This window comes from Pseudomonas sp. Sample_23 (genome assembly GCF_004307595.1).
GTDB lineage: Bacteria > Pseudomonadota > Gammaproteobacteria > Pseudomonadales > Pseudomonadaceae > Aquipseudomonas > Aquipseudomonas atacamensis.
In genome coordinates, this window is record NZ_RCNX01000040.1 from 1 (window position 1) to 17,360 (window position 17,360).

Annotated in this window: 16 protein-coding genes and 1 pseudogene; 5 read left to right on the forward strand and 12 right to left on the reverse strand. The window is 61.1% G+C overall.

What is annotated here, in order from left to right:
* Nucleotides 1–355: pseudogene (locus D8U82_RS10540) on the reverse strand (C4-dicarboxylate ABC transporter); the annotation flags it as partial.
* Between the two features lie 115 nt (nucleotides 356–470).
* A complete protein-coding gene (locus D8U82_RS10545) occupies nucleotides 471–1,658 on the reverse strand; it encodes an MFS transporter (RefSeq protein WP_130902190.1) in 1,188 nt (395 codons plus the stop codon).
* A gap of 103 nt (nucleotides 1,659–1,761) precedes the next feature.
* Here D8U82_RS10545 and D8U82_RS10550 point away from each other — a divergent pair, with 103 nt between their 5' ends.
* Both D8U82_RS10550 and D8U82_RS10555 read left to right on the forward strand, forming a co-directional pair.
* A complete protein-coding gene (locus tag D8U82_RS10550) occupies nucleotides 1,762–2,304 on the forward strand; it encodes a TetR/AcrR family transcriptional regulator (RefSeq protein WP_024012184.1) in 543 nt (180 codons plus the stop codon).
* A 210-nt stretch (nucleotides 2,305–2,514) separates the two neighbouring features.
* Nucleotides 2,515–5,985 (forward strand): PAS domain-containing hybrid sensor histidine kinase/response regulator, encoded by a 3,471-nt coding sequence (locus D8U82_RS10555; protein WP_130888573.1) that lies wholly within the window; start codon nucleotides 2,515–2,517, stop codon nucleotides 5,983–5,985.
* Nucleotides 5,986–6,415: 430 nt separating this feature from the next.
* Here the strand turns inward: D8U82_RS10555 and rmuC are convergent, their stop codons facing one another.
* Together rmuC and D8U82_RS10565 are read right to left on the reverse strand one after the other, a co-directional pair.
* A complete protein-coding gene (rmuC, locus tag D8U82_RS10560) occupies nucleotides 6,416–7,780 on the reverse strand; it encodes a DNA recombination protein RmuC (RefSeq protein WP_177434128.1) in 1,365 nt (454 codons plus the stop codon).
* 175 nt (nucleotides 7,781–7,955) lie between these two features.
* Nucleotides 7,956–8,279: a hypothetical protein gene (locus D8U82_RS10565; protein ID WP_024012181.1), complete on the reverse strand. Its 324-nt coding sequence runs from the start codon at nucleotides 8,277–8,279 to the stop codon at nucleotides 7,956–7,958.
* A gap of 911 nt (nucleotides 8,280–9,190) precedes the next feature.
* Between D8U82_RS10565 and D8U82_RS10575 the strand changes: the two genes are divergently transcribed.
* The 3 genes from D8U82_RS10575 (at nucleotide 9,191) to D8U82_RS10585 (ending at nucleotide 11,587) form a co-directional block, all read left to right on the forward strand.
* Nucleotides 9,191–9,415 (forward strand): hypothetical protein, encoded by a 225-nt coding sequence (locus tag D8U82_RS10575; protein WP_016773719.1) that lies wholly within the window; start codon nucleotides 9,191–9,193, stop codon nucleotides 9,413–9,415.
* A gap of 271 nt (nucleotides 9,416–9,686) precedes the next feature.
* The gene (locus D8U82_RS10580; RefSeq protein ID WP_024012180.1) at nucleotides 9,687–10,169 is read left to right on the forward strand and encodes a hypothetical protein; all 483 of its coding nucleotides are present in this window, start codon (nucleotides 9,687–9,689) and stop codon (nucleotides 10,167–10,169) included.
* A gap of 146 nt (nucleotides 10,170–10,315) precedes the next feature.
* Nucleotides 10,316–11,587 carry an outer membrane protein transport protein gene (locus D8U82_RS10585; RefSeq protein WP_130902173.1) on the forward strand — a complete coding sequence of 424 codons (1,272 nt, stop codon included), beginning with the start codon at nucleotides 10,316–10,318 and terminating at the stop codon, nucleotides 11,585–11,587.
* Nucleotides 11,588–11,797: 210 nt separating this feature from the next.
* Here D8U82_RS10585 and D8U82_RS10590 read toward each other — a convergent pair whose 3' ends face one another.
* The 8 genes from D8U82_RS10590 to cobU form a co-directional block, all read right to left on the reverse strand.
* Nucleotides 11,798–12,358 carry a hypothetical protein gene (locus D8U82_RS10590; protein ID WP_071171497.1) on the reverse strand — a complete coding sequence of 187 codons (561 nt, stop codon included), beginning with the start codon at nucleotides 12,356–12,358 and terminating at the stop codon, nucleotides 11,798–11,800.
* Between the two features lie 54 nt (nucleotides 12,359–12,412).
* A complete protein-coding gene (locus D8U82_RS28590) occupies nucleotides 12,413–12,535 on the reverse strand; it encodes a hypothetical protein (RefSeq protein ID WP_016773715.1) in 123 nt (40 codons plus the stop codon).
* Nucleotides 12,532–13,740, reverse strand: a complete 1,209-nt coding sequence (locus D8U82_RS10595) for an MFS transporter (RefSeq protein WP_130902174.1) — start codon at nucleotides 13,738–13,740, stop codon at nucleotides 12,532–12,534. The genes D8U82_RS28590 and D8U82_RS10595 overlap by 4 nt, the downstream gene beginning before the upstream one ends.
* A 52-nt stretch (nucleotides 13,741–13,792) precedes the next feature.
* A complete protein-coding gene (locus tag D8U82_RS10600; RefSeq protein WP_016773714.1) occupies nucleotides 13,793–14,197 on the reverse strand; it encodes a MarR family transcriptional regulator in 405 nt (134 codons plus the stop codon).
* Between the two features lie 175 nt (nucleotides 14,198–14,372).
* Complete coding sequence (locus D8U82_RS10605; RefSeq protein WP_130902175.1) at nucleotides 14,373–15,095, reverse strand: adenosylcobinamide-GDP ribazoletransferase; 723 nt, start codon at nucleotides 15,093–15,095, stop codon at nucleotides 14,373–14,375.
* A 1-nt stretch (nucleotide 15,096) separates the two neighbouring features.
* Nucleotides 15,097–15,672, reverse strand: coding sequence for an alpha-ribazole phosphatase family protein (gene cobC, locus D8U82_RS10610; RefSeq protein ID WP_125918404.1), 576 nt, complete (start codon nucleotides 15,670–15,672; stop codon nucleotides 15,097–15,099).
* A complete protein-coding gene (gene cobT, locus D8U82_RS10615; protein ID WP_130888578.1) occupies nucleotides 15,669–16,724 on the reverse strand; it encodes a nicotinate-nucleotide--dimethylbenzimidazole phosphoribosyltransferase in 1,056 nt (351 codons plus the stop codon). Before cobT ends, cobC begins: the two co-directional genes overlap by 4 nt.
* Nucleotides 16,721–17,242: a bifunctional adenosylcobinamide kinase/adenosylcobinamide-phosphate guanylyltransferase gene (gene cobU / locus D8U82_RS10620; RefSeq protein WP_130902176.1), complete on the reverse strand. Its 522-nt coding sequence runs from the start codon at nucleotides 17,240–17,242 to the stop codon at nucleotides 16,721–16,723. The genes cobT and cobU overlap by 4 nt, the downstream gene beginning before the upstream one ends.
* Between the last annotated feature and the right edge of the window lie 118 nt (nucleotides 17,243–17,360).

Sequence of the window (17,360 nt, forward strand, 5' to 3'; positions counted from 1 at the left end):
CGAACAACAGAAAGCCGTTAATGATCGTCGCCAGGCCCATGGGAATGGTGCCGAAGAACATCGACACGGTGGAATGACCGAAAATCCGCCGCGCCTCGTCAAAGAACAAAATCCAGCGCGCGGCGTAGGCAGCAGTAAACAAGCTGAACAACAGAATGTTGAACAGCCACAGCCCCTCGGCCACGACGCGTAATCCGGGAATGGCCAGCGGTAACTGAGCCAGCGCCAATGCCAGCACACCGGTACCCATGGTCGCGGCGAACCAGTTCGGCGTGAACTGGCGGATCACTTCACGAGGATGTTGAAGCTGACTGAAAGGTTTGTAGCCGGGGGTGACACTGTTGGGGCAAATCATCATGAACTCCTGTCCTCTGGTGAGGTTGAGTCCATGGTAGATCCGAATCGAATATCGATATAACGGGTAATATCTCTAACTGTTATCTGTTTTGCAGATAAGTCTCTACATGCGCTCAAGGAGCGCTGCAAACTCTGCCTGTCTGCGGACGCAGACTGAGCAGCAGCGCAGCCAAGGCCAGCACGATCAACACAACGCCGTAACCATCAGTGGTCGCCAGCAGTCCAAAGTTGCGCGCCAGATACCCGGCCAGCAACGCCGGCAAACAGAACGCCAGATAACTGAGCACGTAGTACGCCGACATCAAGCCGGCTCGTTCATGCGGCAAGGCCAGCGGCACCAGGCTGCGCACCGCTCCGAGAAAGCCCGAACCAAAGCCGCAACCGGCGACCAGTGTGCCGAAGAAAAACAACGACAGACTGGCGCCATGCACGCCGAGCAGAATCAGCACTAGCCCAACCGGCAGCAAGCTCGCACCCAGCCGCAACGCCTGAGCGGCCGGACGATTGCGCATCATGAAAATCATCAACGCACCGGTCACGGTGAGCGCCGCGACCGTAGCGCCGCCGATCAGATTGGAGGTAGAACCAGTGGTCGTGCGCACCAATGACGGTGCCAGCGAGGCATAAAAACCACCGAGCGCCCAGGTTGCGGTGTTCAGCGGCAGCACTCGCCACAACGTTGAACGCGCTTGCACCGGCACGTGCAGGGTCGGCCGCAACGACGCCAGCGCCCCACCTTGCCGCGAGACACTCTCCGGCAGGCGCCAGACATACACGCCTTGCAACACAAACAGTGCCAACAGTAACCAGTAAGTCAGCTGCAACGGCGCCGGCGCAAATTCTGCCAGCAAGCCACAGCCCAAACCGCCCAGAGCCATCCCGAGTAACGGCGCGACACTGTTGATCAGCGGCCCCTGCTGACGGTCGGTGTCGAGCAGCGTTGCACTCAATACGGCAGTGGCCATGCCGGTGGCGAAACCTTGCAACACCCGTGCGCTGATCAACCAAGCCACGCTATCGGCATAGATGAACAGCAACATGGCCAGCGCATTGAGCAGCACTGCACTGAAGATCACCGGTTTGCGTCCGAGATGGTCGGAAAGCGAACCCACCGTCAGCAACGCTGCCAACAGACTGAAAGCGTAAACGGCGAAGATCAGCGTCAACATCGCTGCCGAGAAATGCAGTTGATCCTGATACAAGTGATACAACGGCGTCGGCGCGGTGGAAGCGGCGAGAAAACTGAGTAAGGTGATCGCCAGAAACCACAAGCTCGACCGGTGGGAAGCGACACTATTCAAGGGGCTGGTCATGGGCACACTCCGCAAAAGCTAATTTTTTGCTTTTGCGGAGTGTGCTACCGCCCAGCGCTTAAAGCAAATTCTTTGTGTTAAGGTCTGCCGCATGGCTATTAAAGAAGGTTTACGCCCCGGTGGCCGCAGTGCCCGGGTGCAGGAGTCGATTCATTCGGCGGTCAATGCGCTGCTGCAAGAGCAGGAACGTTCCACCGTGACCGTCCCGCAGATTGCCGCCCGCGCGGGGGTAACGCCGTCGACGATCTACCGCCGCTGGGGCGATCTGGCGGCATTGCTGGCGGACGTCGCCCTCGCCCGCATGCGCCCGGACAGCGAGCCGGCGAGCACTGGCAGCCTGCGCGGCGATATCCGCGCCTGGGCCGAGCAATATCTCGACGAGATGAGTTCGGAAGTCGGGCGCAACATGATGCGCGACGTGCAGGCCAGCGCTACGCCGGGCTATTGCGTGACGATCATCGGTGCGCAGTTGCAGACCATCGTCGATCGCTATCCGCATGAGAAGGCGCCGAGTGTCGACCGCTTGATCAATCTGGTGGTGGCGCCGGTGGTGTTCCGGATTCTGTTTTCGGCGGCGGCGCTGGAGGTTGATGAGCTCCATCGCCTGATCGATATTGCGCTGCGTCTGGACTGACGCGCTCGCCCCCACAAGGAAATGCATTCCAATTGTGGGAGCGAGCCTGCTCGCGAAGAGGCCCGCCCGGTCACCACAAAAACCACCCGGTACCCCGCCTGCGACACCCCGCCACGCCACGACCTTGGTCGACACTGACTAACCGCCGCGCCCGTGCGAGACTGTCCGCCCGGGCAGGAGTGCCGGGGAGTCATTTGTCGGGAGTGCTGCATGTCGTTGTCCACCGGGCTGATCGCCGTCGTTGCCCTGGCCTACATGGCCATCATGTTCGCTATCGCCTTCTACGGCGACCGTCGCAGCACACCGTTGCCGCCACGGGTGCGCGCCTGGGTGTACAGCCTGTCGCTGGCGGTTTACTGCACCAGCTGGACGTTCTTCGGCGCGGTCGGTCAGGCGGCGGAACAACTGTGGTCATTCCTGCCGATCTACCTCGGGCCGATCCTGCTGCTGGTCGGCGCGCCGTGGGTCCTGCAGAAAATGGTGATGATCAGCAAACAGGAGAACATCACCTCCATCGCCGACTTCATCGCCGCGCGCTACGGCAAGTCACAATCGCTGGCGGTGGTGGTGGCGCTGATCTGCCTGGTCGGCGTCTTGCCTTATATTGCCCTGCAACTCAAAGGCATCGTCCTTGGCGTGAACCTGTTGATCGGCGCCGGCGCCGATGCCATGGGCACCCGCGCTCAAGACACGGCGCTGATCGTGTCGCTGGTGCTGGCGTTGTTCACCATCGTTTTCGGTACGCGCAACCTCGACGCCACCGAACACCACCGTGGCATGGTGCTGGCGATCGCGTTCGAGTCGCTGGTCAAGCTGTTCGCCTTTCTCGCCGTCGGCGCCTTCGTCACATACGGTCTGTATGACGGTTTCGACGACCTGTTCAATCAGGCAATGCTCGCCCCGCGCCTTGAGGCGTACTGGAAGGAAACCATCAACTGGCCATCGATGGTGGTGCAGACCGGCGTGGCGATGATGGCGATCATTTGCCTGCCGCGACAATTTCACGTGACCGTGGTGGAGAACATCGACCCGCAGGATCTACGTCTGGCGAAATGGGTCTTCCCCGCCTATCTGGCATTGGCGGCGCTGTTTGTAGTCCCGATCGCTCTCGCCGGTCAGATGATGCTGCCTAGTGATGTGCTGCCCGACTCGTTCGTGATCAGCCTCCCGCTGGCCCAGGCCCATCCGGCGCTGGCGATGCTGGCGTTTATTGGTGGCGCATCGGCAGCGACCGGCATGGTGATTGTCGCCAGCGTCGCCCTGTCGACCATGGTTTCCAACGACATGCTGTTGCCGTGGCTGTTGCGCCGCAACAACGCCGAGCGCCCGTTCGAAGTTTTCCGCCAGTGGATGCTCTCGGTGCGCCGCGTGAGCATCGTGGTGATTCTGCTACTGGCCTACGTCAGTTATCGCTTGCTCGGCTCGACCGCGAGCCTGGCGACCATCGGCCAGATCGCCTTCGCCGCAGTGACGCAACTGGCGCCAGCCATGCTCGGCGCGCTGTACTGGAAACAGGCCAACCGCCGGGGCGTGTTCGCCGGCCTCGCCACCGGCACTTTCCTGTGGTTTTACACACTGGTGCTGCCGATTGCCGCGCACAGTCTCGGCTGGTCGCTGGCGAGCTTCCCCGGGTTGGCGTGGCTGCACAGCAATCCACTGAACCTGCCGATCACCCCGCTGACTCAAGGCGTAGTGCTGTCGCTGGCGGGTAATTTCACCCTGTTCGCTTGGGTCTCGGTGCTCTCGCGCACGCGGGTTTCCGAGCACTGGCAGGCCGGGCGTTTCATCGGCCAGGAAATCAGCGCGCGACCTAATGCCCGTTCGATGCTGGCGGTACAGATCGACGATCTGCTGCAACTGGCGGCGCGTTTTGTCGGCGAAGAACGCGCGCGGCAGAGCTTCATTCGCTTCGCTTACCGTCAGGGCAAGGGCTTCAACCCCAACCAGAACGCCGACAGCGAATGGATCGCCCATACCGAACGTTTGCTGGCCGGTGTCCTCGGCGCTTCTTCCACGCGCGCTGTAGTAAAAGCCGCCATCGAAGGTCGGGAAATGCAGCTGGAGGACGTAGTCCGAATCGCTGACGAAGCCTCGGAAGTGCTGCAGTTCAACCGCGCGTTGCTGCAAGGCGCGATCGAGAACATCACCCAGGGCATCAGCGTGGTCGACCAGTCGCTGAAACTGGTGGCGTGGAACCGGCGTTATCTGGAGCTGTTCAACTACCCCGACGGCCTGATCAGCGTCGGCCGGCCGATTGCCGACATCATTCGCTACAACGCCGAACGCGGTTTGTGCGGCCCCGGCGAAGCGGAAGTGCACGTTGCGAGGCGTCTGCACTGGATGCGCCAGGGCCGCGCGCACACTTCTGAACGGCTGTTCCCCAATGGCCGGGTGATCGAGCTGATCGGCAACCCGATGCCCGGCGGCGGATTTGTCATGAGCTTCACCGACATTACCGCGTTCCGCGAAGCCGAACAGGCGCTGACCGAGGCGAACGAAGGGCTCGAGCAACGGGTCAGCGAGCGCACCCAGGAACTGTCGCAACTCAACGTCGCGCTCACCGAAGCCAAGGGCAATGCCGAGGCGGCCAACCAGTCGAAAACCCGCTTCCTCGCCGCCGTCAGCCACGACTTGATGCAACCGCTGAACGCCGCGCGACTGTTCTCCGCCGCCCTCTCCCACCAGAACGAAGGCTTGAGCGCAGAGGCGCAGCAGCTGGTGCAACACCTCGACAGCTCGCTGCGTTCGGCGGAAGACCTGATCAGCGATCTGCTGGACATCTCGCGTCTGGAAAACGGCAAGATCAACCCGGATCGCAAAGCCTTCGCCGTCAACGAACTGTTCGACACCCTCGGCGCGGAATTCAAGGCGCTCGCCCAAGAGCAAAAACTCACGTTCCGGGTGCGTGGCAGTCAATTGCGCATCGACAGCGACATCAAACTGCTGCGGCGGATTCTGCAGAATTTCCTCACCAACGCGTTCCGCTACGCCAAGGGTCCGGTGCTGCTGGGCGTGCGTCGGCGCGGTGGCGAGCTGTGCCTGGAAGTCTGGGATCGCGGCCCGGGCATTCCGGAAGACAAGCAGCAGGTGATTTTTGAAGAATTCAAACGCCTCGACAGCCACCAGACCCGCGCCGAAAAAGGCCTGGGCCTGGGTCTGGCGATCGCCGATGGCTTGTGCCGCGTGCTCGGGCATACCCTGCGCGTTCGCTCCTGGCCGGGGCGCGGCAGTGTGTTCAGCGTGACAGTGCCGATCGCCCGCACGCAAACGCCACCAGTTAGCGCGACGGTGGAACTGAACGGAAAACTGCTCAGCGGCGCGCAGGTACTGTGCATCGATAACGAAGACAGCATCCTGATCGGCATGAACAGCCTGCTGAGCCGCTGGGGCTGCCAAGTGTGGACGGCGCGCAATCGCGAAGAATGCGCAGCGATATTGAATGAAGGTGTGCGGCCACAACTGGCGCTGGTCGACTATCACCTCGACCACGGCGATACCGGCACAGAGCTGATGGCGTGGTTGCGCACGCGCCTGGGCGAGCCCGTGCCCGGCGTGGTCATCAGCGCGGATGGACGCCCGGAGACCGTGGCGCAAGTGCATGCGGCGGGCCTGGATTACCTGGCCAAACCGGTGAAGCCGGCGGCGTTGCGGGCGCTTTTGAGTCGGTTTTTGCCGTTGTAGAGAGTGATCTTGCAGACGCCTTCGCGAGCAGGCTCGCTCCCACAGAAAAGCAAAGCAGCGAAGCTGCCTGCGGCGCAGCCGCCCCACTCAACAATGAGCGCAAGCTCGAGTGCTTTTGATCTTGATTCACCGGCGACGTCGGAAGGCTGAGCGGAGGGATTGATCCGGGCGTGGGAGCGCAGCGACCGTCTGGCGCAGCCAGACACAGCGGAAGGAGGTGCAGCGAAGCAAACCGGAGCCGCTGCGCCCGGATCAGTCCCGCAGCGAAGGAACCCGAGCCTGCGAGGGCCGAACGCAGGAGCTAGCGTTTTTTGCTTACTTTTTTTGGCGCTTGTAAAAAAGTAAGTCGCCGTCAGGCGAAACCGCCAGCCGCCACGACCGCAGCAACGGATATGCCCCCAATCAGCCAGAAAAAAACGAGCCTTTGAATTTACTCAGGCAACTCAACCAACCCATCAACATCCGTCATCGCCCGCTCCAGCAAATCCGCCGGCAAGCTCTTGCTCGCCCGCGCACCGAGCAACTTCAACTGTTCACTGCGGCTGACCAGATTACCGCGCCCTTCTGTGAGCTTGTTACGCGCCGAGCTGTAAGCCTTGTCCAGCTGCTGCAGACGATTGCCCACTTCGTCCAGATCCTGAATAAACAACACGAACTTGTCGTACAGCCAGCCCGCGCGCTCGGCGATTTCCCGGGCATTCTGGCTCTGCCGTTCCTGCTTCCACAAACTGTCGATCACCCGCAACGTGGCCAGCAGCGTAGTCGGGCTGACGATCACGATATTGCGGTCGAAAGCGTCCTGAAACAGCGACGGCTCAGCCTGCAATGCCGCAGAAAATGCCGCTTCAATCGGTACGAACAGCAAAACGAAATCGAGGCTGTGCAAGCCTTCCAGACGCTTGTAATCCTTGCCGGCCAGACCTTTCACATGATTGCGCAGCGACAATACGTGCTGCTTGATCGCGATCTGCCCCAATGTGTCGTCATCAGCCGCAACATATTGTTGATAGGCCGTGAGACTGACTTTCGAGTCGACCACCACCTGCTTGTCGCCGGGCAGATAAATGATCACATCGGGCTGGAAGCGCTCACCGTCCGGGCCTTTGAGATTGACCTGAGTCTGATACTCGCGGCCCTTCTCCAGACCCGCGTGCTCAAGAACGCGCTCGAGGATCAGTTCGCCCCAATTGCCCTGGGTTTTCTGGCCCTTGAGCGCGCGAGTCAGGTTGGTCGCTTCGTCGCTCAAACGCAGATTCAATGCCTGCAAACGCTCCAGCTCCTTGGCCAGCGAGAAGCGCTCGCGGGCTTCGGCCTGATAGCTTTCTTCAACGCGTTTTTCAAAGGACTGGATGCGCTCTTTCAACGGATCAAGCAACTGCCCAAGCCGCTGCTGGCTGGTTTCGGCAAAGCGCTGCTCACGCTCATCGAAGATCTTGCCGGCCAGCTCGGCGAATTGCGCGCGCAGTTCATCGCGTGAGCCTTGCAGGTCGTTGAGACGTTGTTGATGGCTCTCCTGTTGCTCTCGCAGTTCGGCACTCAGCGAGGCAGCGTGGGCGTCGAGGCGGCGTAACTCAGCGTCCTTGTTGGCGCGTTCGAGGTTCCAGGCGTGGGAGGCGTCGCGGGCGTCGTCGCGCTCGATCTGCAGCAATTCAACTTCGCGGCGCAGCGCGGCAAGGTCTGCCTGTTTGGCGGCATTGGCCTGGCCGAGATCGGCGATTTCATCGCGGCTCGCTTCAAGCTGCGCGGAGAGGCCGTCCTGGGCCAGTTGCGCCATGGCCAGGCGCTCTTCGAGCAAGGCCAGATCGGCCTGGGCGTTGCTGGCCCGGCGTTGCAGTTGCCAGGCCAGCGCCAGCAGCGGCACCCCTGCTGCCGCAAGACCAAGCAATATGCTGGTCAAGTCCATAGCCATAGCGACTCCTGCCAATCGGATAAAGCCTGAAGGTTAACCAAGGTGTCTGGGCTTGGACAGCTCAGTCTTCGATCAGACCGAGTTCCTGCTGCGCGCGACGGTCACCGGCACGGGCGGCCTGACGCAGCAGCTCCTGGCCGATACGCCGGTCACGGGCATTGCCGCACTCCCGGCAAATCAATTGGCCGAGGCGGCTCTGTGCAGCGACCACACCTTCACGGGCCGGTTGCTTGAGCAGACGGCCGGCCAGGTGCTTGGCGCTGGGACTGTCGCTCAGGCGCGGCGCATCGAGCAGCCATTCGGCCACACGCACGGAAAAACGCTTGGGAGCGGTAACAGAGGTCGGGTTGGAGGTAACAGAGTCTGATACTGAGCGAAACTTCATAAAGCACTGCGGGACAGATCGGAAGGCGCGCCACTTTACTCTCTTTTTCTTACAGGTAAAGTCGAAAAAAACCCGGCACGCCCGTCCTAGAGCAAGCGCTAGGGACAATCCACAGAAGCTGTGGATAAGTCAGTGGACAACCGCTCTACGATCCCCGCAAAGCCTTATGGAATGGGGCTCGCAGTCAAACTGACGATTTTTTCACCAACAAAAAAAGACGATATTTTTCATTGACTTAAACTTTTGATACAGGCAGCGACTGGAGTCAGGATCGATGTGACAGTTGCGTTACGCTCTGCGCAACTAATGTGCACAAGTACCTGCGAGCCGGTTATATGCGTGCGCTTTTTCGGGTCATTTTGCGCAGCTGCGAGCGACCGAGAGGCTCTGCGAAAAGCATGCACGCCGACGGACGGTGCGACACGACCTCTCCCTGTGATCCTTTTTTTGGTCATGGGGTTTGCTTCGCCCGAACGGATCCGTTACTATCCGCGGCGTTAGTACCAAGCTGAAAGTCAATTCCGGTCGAACATCTCCCCACGGTCAACTTCCAACAGGAAGCCACTGCCGAAAACAGCGGGAACGACCCCTCGATGGTTTCCAGGTAAATCTTGCGACGACGCTGCCTTTGAACGAAAACAAAGGGCGTTGCGAAGAACACTTACTCTGACCGAACCAACCTGCAAATTGATCAGGATCTTCACCCCGGGCCCAGAACCTTTGCCCTCGCTGTGATGCCTGTCCTCCTAAGTACCTACCTGCCAGCCCAAGCGCGCTCACTTATCAGCGCTTCAAACTGGCTGCTTTGTTCCAGTCGGGTTCTTCGTTCGATCAATGGTGATCAACGTTACTGGAACGTTTTAACGTTGCACGGTTCTTATCCGTGTCATTTGTAGGAACACCTAATAACTATGTCTACTCAAATCCAGACTCAGGATGCCATTCGCACCCTAACCAACGCTTTTGCTCCAATGAACTGCCTGATCATGGCCGCTCGCAAAGGCTGCTTCAGCTTCACCGTGGTCAATGAACACGGCATCGCTCGTCACAGCGAGCGTTTGTACCCCGATCAATACTCCAGCGCCGAACCGCTGCAGGCCGTGATCGAGCGTACCCGTCAGGCACTGGTTGCCTGAAAGCCGGACAGGCTGCAAAAGCAAAGCCCTGCTGAAAAGCGGGGCTTTTTATTGCCTGATATTTCACTTTTAGCGCTGCGCTTCTAAGCATGTTCCGATCTAACGCCCGGGATGCGATGGTGGAAATATTTTAAAAACAGACCTTTACACGCTGAATATGACACTACACTTCAACTCAAGCGGCTTGACCCGCTTGCGGCGAGCCTGAGTCGATCCACTGCTGCCAAGGCCCCTTCAGGACTCGCCCTCAACAACAAGAACCGAGGGTGTTATGGGTATCGCTGCCAGCGAACTGTGCCGCTATGTGATCCGTCCCACACTGATTTATCTGGGACGCCACTGCGCAACTGCCGAATCCCTGCTGCTGGGTATCGCCGCCAGCCAGTCCGCCCTCGGGTCTGCCCTGCATGACCGCCGTGGCCACGGCCTATACCGGATTGCCGAGCATCGCCATCAGGCGCTCTGGGATGATTATCTGGCGCTCGATCCGGAGCGCGCCAGCCTGGTGCGCGGCCTGGCCAGTCAGCATGCGTTCCTCAGCGGCCCGCATCTGGAACTGACCGTCAACCTGCGTTACGCCACGGCCATCGCCTGGCTGCTGGTAGAAGAACAAAACCCCACCCTCCCCGCTCCGACCGACCTGCTCGGCATGGCGCGTATCTGGCGCCAGACCTTTCAACCGCAAGGCCGTTTGCGCGACTTCACCTATGCCTGGCAAACCTGTGTTTCACCGCTGAATCAGGTCGCTTGCTGACCGGGCGGTTTCACAAGTTCTACCATCAGGTCGCCATTTTGGTCGGATTGTCCTACAAAACCGCTCTAACTCAAGGCATACAGGCTATAGCGCTGGGACGAAAATGTTGGTAATTTTCGCCCCGGTGATCACCAGGAGTTCTAATAATGAAAAAAGTCATGCTCAAAACCACCCTTAGCCTCGCCGTTACCCTTGCCTCCACACAAATCTTCGCGGCAGGTTTTGCCCTCAACGAACAAAGCATCAGTGGGATGGGGACTGGTTTTGCCGGGCGATCTTCTTCTGCCGACGACGCAAGCACTGTTTATGGCAACCCGGCCGGCATGGCGCGCATCAAGCGCGAACAAGTCACCGGTGGTGTCGCCGTTGTCGATGCACACACCGATATCAGCAACGCCAGCTCCAGCCCTAACGGCGGCAGCAACAAAGGCGACATGGTGCCCTTCACCGCTGTACCTATGGGCTTCTATGTAAAACCGATCGATGACCACTGGGCATTCGGTCTCGGTGTGTACGTACCGTTCGGTCTGATCACGGATTACGAAAACGGCTTCGCCGGTCGTTACTTCGGCAGCAAGTCCGAAGTGCAAGTCATCACTTTCCAGCCAACCGTCAGCTACGCCTTCAACGACAAGGTGTCGATCGGTTTCGGCCCGACCATCAACCGCATCGACGGCTCGCTGGAATCCAACCTGTCGATCACCCAGGCACTGCCGGACGGCAAGGTCAAGATCAAGGGTGACGATACCGCGCTGGGTTACAACGTCGGCTTGCTGGTCCAGGCCACCGACACCACCCGTGTCGGCCTGACCTACCACTCCAAGGTCGACTACAAGCTCGAAGGCGACACCAAGGTCAACTACAACGCCCTGGCGCTTGTGGGCGTTGGCGCCAACCAGAAGTACGACGCTTCGCTGAAGATCACCACGCCGGAATCCGTGGACCTGTCGGTCACCCAGGCAATCAACGATCGCTGGAACGTATATGCCGGCACCACCTGGACCCGCTGGAGCCAGCTCGAGAAGATCACCGTGAAGAACTCCGGCGTGCAACCTCTGCTGGCCGGTCAGTTCGGCTCGATCAACGAAGACCAGAACTGGCATGACTCCTGGGCCTATGCCGTGGGTACCTCGTACCAGTTGAACAAGGAATGGGTGCTGCGTACCGGTCTGACCTTCGACCAGTCGCCAACCAATAACGAAGACCGCTCGCCGCGTATCCCGACTGGCGACCGCACCATCTTCAGTATCGGTGCCGGCTGGAGCCCGACGGACGACCTGACCATCGACGTCGCGTACTCGTACCTCAAAGAAGAGTCGGTCAACATCCGCAACGAAAACGCGCGTGGCCAGACCTACGATGCCAAGTATGAAAACTCGGCAAACGGCTTCGGTGTCGGCGCGACTTACCGCTTCTGATGCACCGTGGCGAGGCTAACCCCTCGCCCACCAAAAAGCCCCGCTCTCTTTACAGAGGCGGGGCTTTTTCTTGCCTGCAACTTTTCACTGGAACGACAAAATCACCCTTGTGGGAGCGAGCCTGCTCGCGAAGGCGGTATGTCAGATGTAGATTTGCTAACTGACACATCGCTTCGCGAGCAGGCCCGCTCCCACAGAGAACAGCATTAATCAGGGCTTCAGCGGTTTGGAGGCAATGGCCTTTTCGATCGCCGCAATAAATTCCGGATCATCCGGTTTGGTCAAACTGGAAAAACTCGCCACCACCTTGCCCTGCCGGTCGACCACATACTTGTAGAAATTCCACTTCGGCGCATTGCTCTGCGCGGCCAGCACCTGGAACAGATGCGTGGCGTCGTCGCCGCGAACCTTCTGCGGCTCGGTCATGTTGAAGGTCACGCCATAGTTGGCGTAGCAGACCTTGGCGGTTTCGGCGCTGTCCTTGGACTCCTGCTTGAAGTCATTGGACGGCACGCCGAGCATCTCCAGCCCTTGCGCCTTGTAGCGCTTGTTCAGCGCCTCGAGGCCTTCGAACTGCGGGGCGAAACCGCAGAAGCTGGCGGTATTGACTACCACCAGCGGCTTGTCGGCGTACTGCTTGCACAGATCGATGGATTCCTTGGCGCGCAGCTTGGGCAGCGAGCCTTGCAGCAGCTCAGGACAGTCGGCGGCCTGGGCCAGGCCAGTCAACGCCATCAGCAACGCGGGAACAGCACACCAGCGCATCAACATGTCGAATTTCCTTGGGCAGTCATCAGGCTTCGACGTTACTCGCCACGCTGCCATCTAGCAAATACTCATGCCCAACTGCATCAGCGCCAGACCGCCGCGCTGCCAGCCCCACCACACCAGCGCCAACAGCGCCGCAGCCAGTGCGGCAACAACGACCCGCGCGCAGATCCGGCTCATGCTGCACTCGCCGCAGCTTGCAGGCGCGCCACCGGACGCTCGCGCACCGGCCAGTTCAGGGCCGCTGCCAGCAGGCTCAAGAGAACCGCCACTTGCCAGATCAAGTCATAACTCCCGGTTCGGTCGTACACCACCCCGCCCAGCCAACCGCCAAGGAACGAGCCGAGCTGATGGAACAGAAAGACGATGCCACCGAGCATGGACAAATTGCGCACGCCGAACAAGGTCGCCACCGTACCGTTGGTCAACGGCACCGTCGACAGCCACAGGAAGCCCATGGCCATGCCGAACAGATACGCCGTGGTGGTGGTCACCGGCAACCACAGGAACAGCACGATCACCACTGCGCGCAACAGATACAGCGCAGTCAACAGACGCGGTTTGGACATGCGTCCACCAAGCCAGCCGGCGGTGTAAGTGCCGAAGATATTGAACAGTCCGATCAACGCCAGCACCGTAGTGCCGACACTGGCGGGCAGATGCTGATCGACCAGATACGCTGGCAAGTGCACACCGATGAACACCACCTGAAAACCGCAGACAAAAAAGCCGAACGCCAGCAGCCAGAAACCGGAGTGCGAGCAGGCCTCACGCAGCGCTTCGGAAAGAGTCTGTTCATGGCCAAGCACCGGCAGCGGCTTGTCCTTGAGCATGCTCACCAGCGGCACAATCATCGCCACCAACAGGCCCAGCACCAACAGCGCGGCCGACCAGCCGAGCCAGCCGATCAGGCCCAGCGTGCCCGGTAACATCGCAAACTGGCCGAACGAACCGGCGGCGCTGGCGATACCCATGCCCATGCTGCGTTTCTCTGGCGGCACAGCGCGACCCACAACACCAAGAATGACCGAAAACGAAGTGCCCGAAAGACCGATACCGATCAGCAGGCCGGCACTCAGTGACAGAGTCACTGCCGAATCAGACAGGCCCATGCACACCAGGCCCGCCGCGTAGAGGATCCCACCGAGCAACACCACTTTCGCCGCACCGAAGCGGTCGGCCAGGGCGCCGGTGAATGGCTGCGCCAGGCCCCAGATCAGGTTTTGCAGGGCGATGGCGAAGGCAAACACTTCGCGACCCCAGCCGAACTGCGCGCTCATTGGCGACAGGAACAGGCCGAACCCGTGGCGCACGCCCAATGACAATGCCAGGATCAGCGCACTCCCCAGCAACACCCAACCGCACGTACGCCACATCGATGTCATTGTTATTCTCCAGTCGCGGGTATATACCCGCTTGAGCGCGAAAAAACCGGCGTCAGGCCAGTTCGTCGAGCAGTTTGAGCAAAGTTTCGCGCTTCTCGGCACCGAGACGGTCGATCAGCCGCTGTTGCGCCGCTTCCCACGCCGGCAATGCTGCTGCCAGGCGCTGCACGCCGGTTTCGGTGAGGCGCACGATACGGTTGCGCATGTCCTCGCCTTCGGCCAGCGCCACCAGACCTTCGCCCTCCAGCACACGTAAATTGCGCCCGAGAGTGCTGCGATCCAGGCCCATGGCTTCGGCCAGTTCGGAAATGCTCGGTTGCTCCAGCCGCTGCAGATTACACAGCAGAGAATACTGGGCAACGTTGATCCCGAAGCCGTCGAGAGCGCCGTCGTAATGCCTGCTGACGCCACGCGCGGCGCGACGCAGGTTGGTGCATAAACACTGAGAAGGAAGCATGATGCGTGTATATACCCGCGAGTGTGTTAAATCAAGTTACAGATGAGTTTACTCTGCACATCATTGTTGCCGGTGAGGCCGCCTTCGCGAGCAGGCTCGCTCCCACAGGGGATTGCATTTCGAAGGTGGGAGCGAGCCTGCTCGCGAAGGGGCCGGCATCATCTCCGCAAATCCTTCAGACCAAAGCGAGCCCCACCAACACCCCCATCTCCAGCAATTCCAGCAACGCCCCCGCCGTGTCCCCGGTAGTCCCGCCCAACCGCCGCATCATCAAACGCCGCAGCCAGACAAACCCGACCAGCGAAATCAGCACCGCGCCAATACCCGCGATGGACACGCAGCCCAGCGCACTCAACCCCAGCACCCACCACCCCGCTTTACGCGGCAGATGATCGGCCAGGGCCTGACCCAAGCCACCCGCACGCACATACGGCGTGGTCAGAAACAACCCCAACAGCGCCGCCCGCCCGAGCACCGGCACGATGATCAGCCCCAGGGTATGCCCTTGCTCGATCAGTGCCAGCAGCGCGGCAAATTTGAGCAACAGGACCAGCACCAGCGTGACCACCGCGATCGGCCCGCTGCGCGGATCTTTCATGATCGTCAGCGTGCGCTCGCGATCACCAAAACCGCCGAGCCAGGCATCGGCGCTGTCGGCCAGGCCATCGAGATGCAGCGCGCCGCTGAGCAATACCCACACGGTCAGCAACAGCGCCGCATGCAGTAACATCGGCGCGCCGGCCAACAACAGATTCAACGCGAAGAGGATCAGCCCGAACAGCAATCCCACCAGCGGATAAAACAGCAGCGAACGGCCGAGCTGTTGCGGCTCGGGCATGCCCGGGAGGCGAATCGGCAGGCTGCTGAGAAACTGCAAGGCGATCCACAGCGGCAACATCTCAGTGACCTTCCTTGAGCGCGCCATCAGCCTCGACCGTCAGCGCAAACAGCGCGCCGTGGCCGACCTCGACATTGAGCAACTGTTCACGTGGCAGCTCTCGTGCCTGCGCCAGCAACAAACGCATCACGCCGCCGTGGCTGACCAGCAGAATCCGTTCGCCGGCGTAAGCCGCGTGCAATCGCGCGACCGCCGCCAACACCCGCGCGGAAAACGCGCTGACCGGCTCCCCCTGCGGTGGCGTGAAGCCATAGGGATCAGCCCAGAACAGCCCCAGCGCTTCGGCATCCGTCTCCATCAATGCCGCCGCGCTCTGCCCTTCCCAAGCGCCGAAATGCAGTTCCTGCAGATCCTTGTCCAGATGCACGGACAGATTCAGTTGCTCGCCGAGTTCAGCTGCGAAGCGCGCGCAGCGCTGCAATGGCGAACTGACGATACGATCCCACGGCCCGCCGTCGACCACCGCTGCACGCATCTGCGTCCAGCCGTTTGCGGTCAGCGCATCGTCGAGGCTGCCGCGCAAGCCGCCGCCGAGTTCCGTTTCGCCATGGCGCAGCAGATCCAGGCGCAGGCTCATGCCGGGCGATCCGCCACGGCTGCTTCGGCGAACGTCGCCATTTGCCCGTGCAGGTCACAGGCCAGACGCAACAACGGCACCGCCAACGCCGCGCCACTGCCCTCGCCCAGGCGCAGGCCGAGCTCGAGCAGCGGCTCGGCGCTCAAGGTTTCCAGCACATGGCGATGGCCCGGCTCGGCACCGCGATGGCCAAACAACAGCCACTGGCGACAGGCCGGATTCAAGCGCACCGCGACCAGTGCCGCGACCGTGCAGATGAAGCCGTCGACCAGCACCGCAATGCCTTCCTGCGCGCAGGCCAGATAAGCGCCGACCAACGCGGCAATCTCGAAGCCGCCGAGATTGAACAGCGTCTGCAAGGCATCGCCACGCTGCGCGGCATGCAGCGCCAGCGCGCGTTCGATCACCTGTGCCTTGTGGCTGACGCCAGCGGCATTCAGCCCGGTGCCGGGACCGGTCAGGTGCGCCACCGGGCAATCGAGCAAGGCGCAGGCCAGCGCACTGGCCGCCGTGGTGTTGCCGATGCCCATTTCGCCGCCGATGAACAACTGCGTGCCGGCGGCTTTCGCGCGCAAGACGCTGTCGCGACCGGCCTGCAAGGCCGATTCGCCCTGCGCCTGAGTCATCGCTGCGCCCTGAGCGAAGTTCGCCGTTCCCGCGCCGATGTTCAGATGGCGCACGCCGGGCAGATTCAGCGCCGGATTCACCGTGCCCAGATCGACCACTTCCAGCTGCGCGCCGAGCTGACGCGCCAGCACGCTGATCGCCGCGCCGCCGCTGACAAAGTTGAGCAGCATCTGCCCGGTGACTTCCTGCGGATAAGCCGATACGCCTTCGGCTACCACGCCATGGTCGCCAGCGAAAATCGCGATCCAGACTTGATCCAGCGTTGGCTTGAGCTGACCTTGCAGACCGGCCAGGTGCACGGCCACCGATTCAAGGCGCCCCAGCGAACCGGCCGGTTTGGTCAGTTGCTGCTGGCGCTCGGTCGCTTGCGCAACGATTTCGGCGTTCTCGGTTTTGCACGGGTTCAGCCACCAGGTCGGGCTCATAACGCAGGTCCTTTCAAAGTCAGGGGCAGGCCGGCGACGGTCAGGACAACTCGCTGACAGCGCTCGGCCAGAGCTTGATGCAGCCAACCGGCTTCATCGACATAGCGGCGGGTCAATTCGCCCAGCGGCACGACACCCATTCCGGTCTCGTTGCTGACAAAAATGATTTCACCCGGCAACGACGCCAGGCAGTCGAGCAGCGCTTCACGCTCGGCGGCGAGACGTTCGGTGTCGTCGAGCATCAGCAGATTGGTCAGCCACAGGGTCAGGCAATCGACCAGCAGGCAGCGCTCGGCGCCGGCGGATTCGCGCAGTACGCGGGCCAGTTCCAGCGGCTCTTCGATCAACGCCCATTCGACCGGGCGACGTGCGCGATGATGGGCGACGCGTTGATTCATTTCGCCGTCGAGCGGTTGGCTGGTGGCGATGTAGGTGACCGCCAGATGGCTGTCGCTGGCGAGTTTTTCCGCCAGACGACTCTTGCCGGAGCGGGCGCCGCCGAGGATCAGTTGGAGCATGGGTTCATCCAAAAATGTGTGGTGAGACAACCGGCCTCTTCGCGAACAGGCTCGCTCCCACCGTTGATCGAGTCTCCCTGTGGGAGCGAGCCTGCTCGCGAAGAGGCCAGCCCGGACA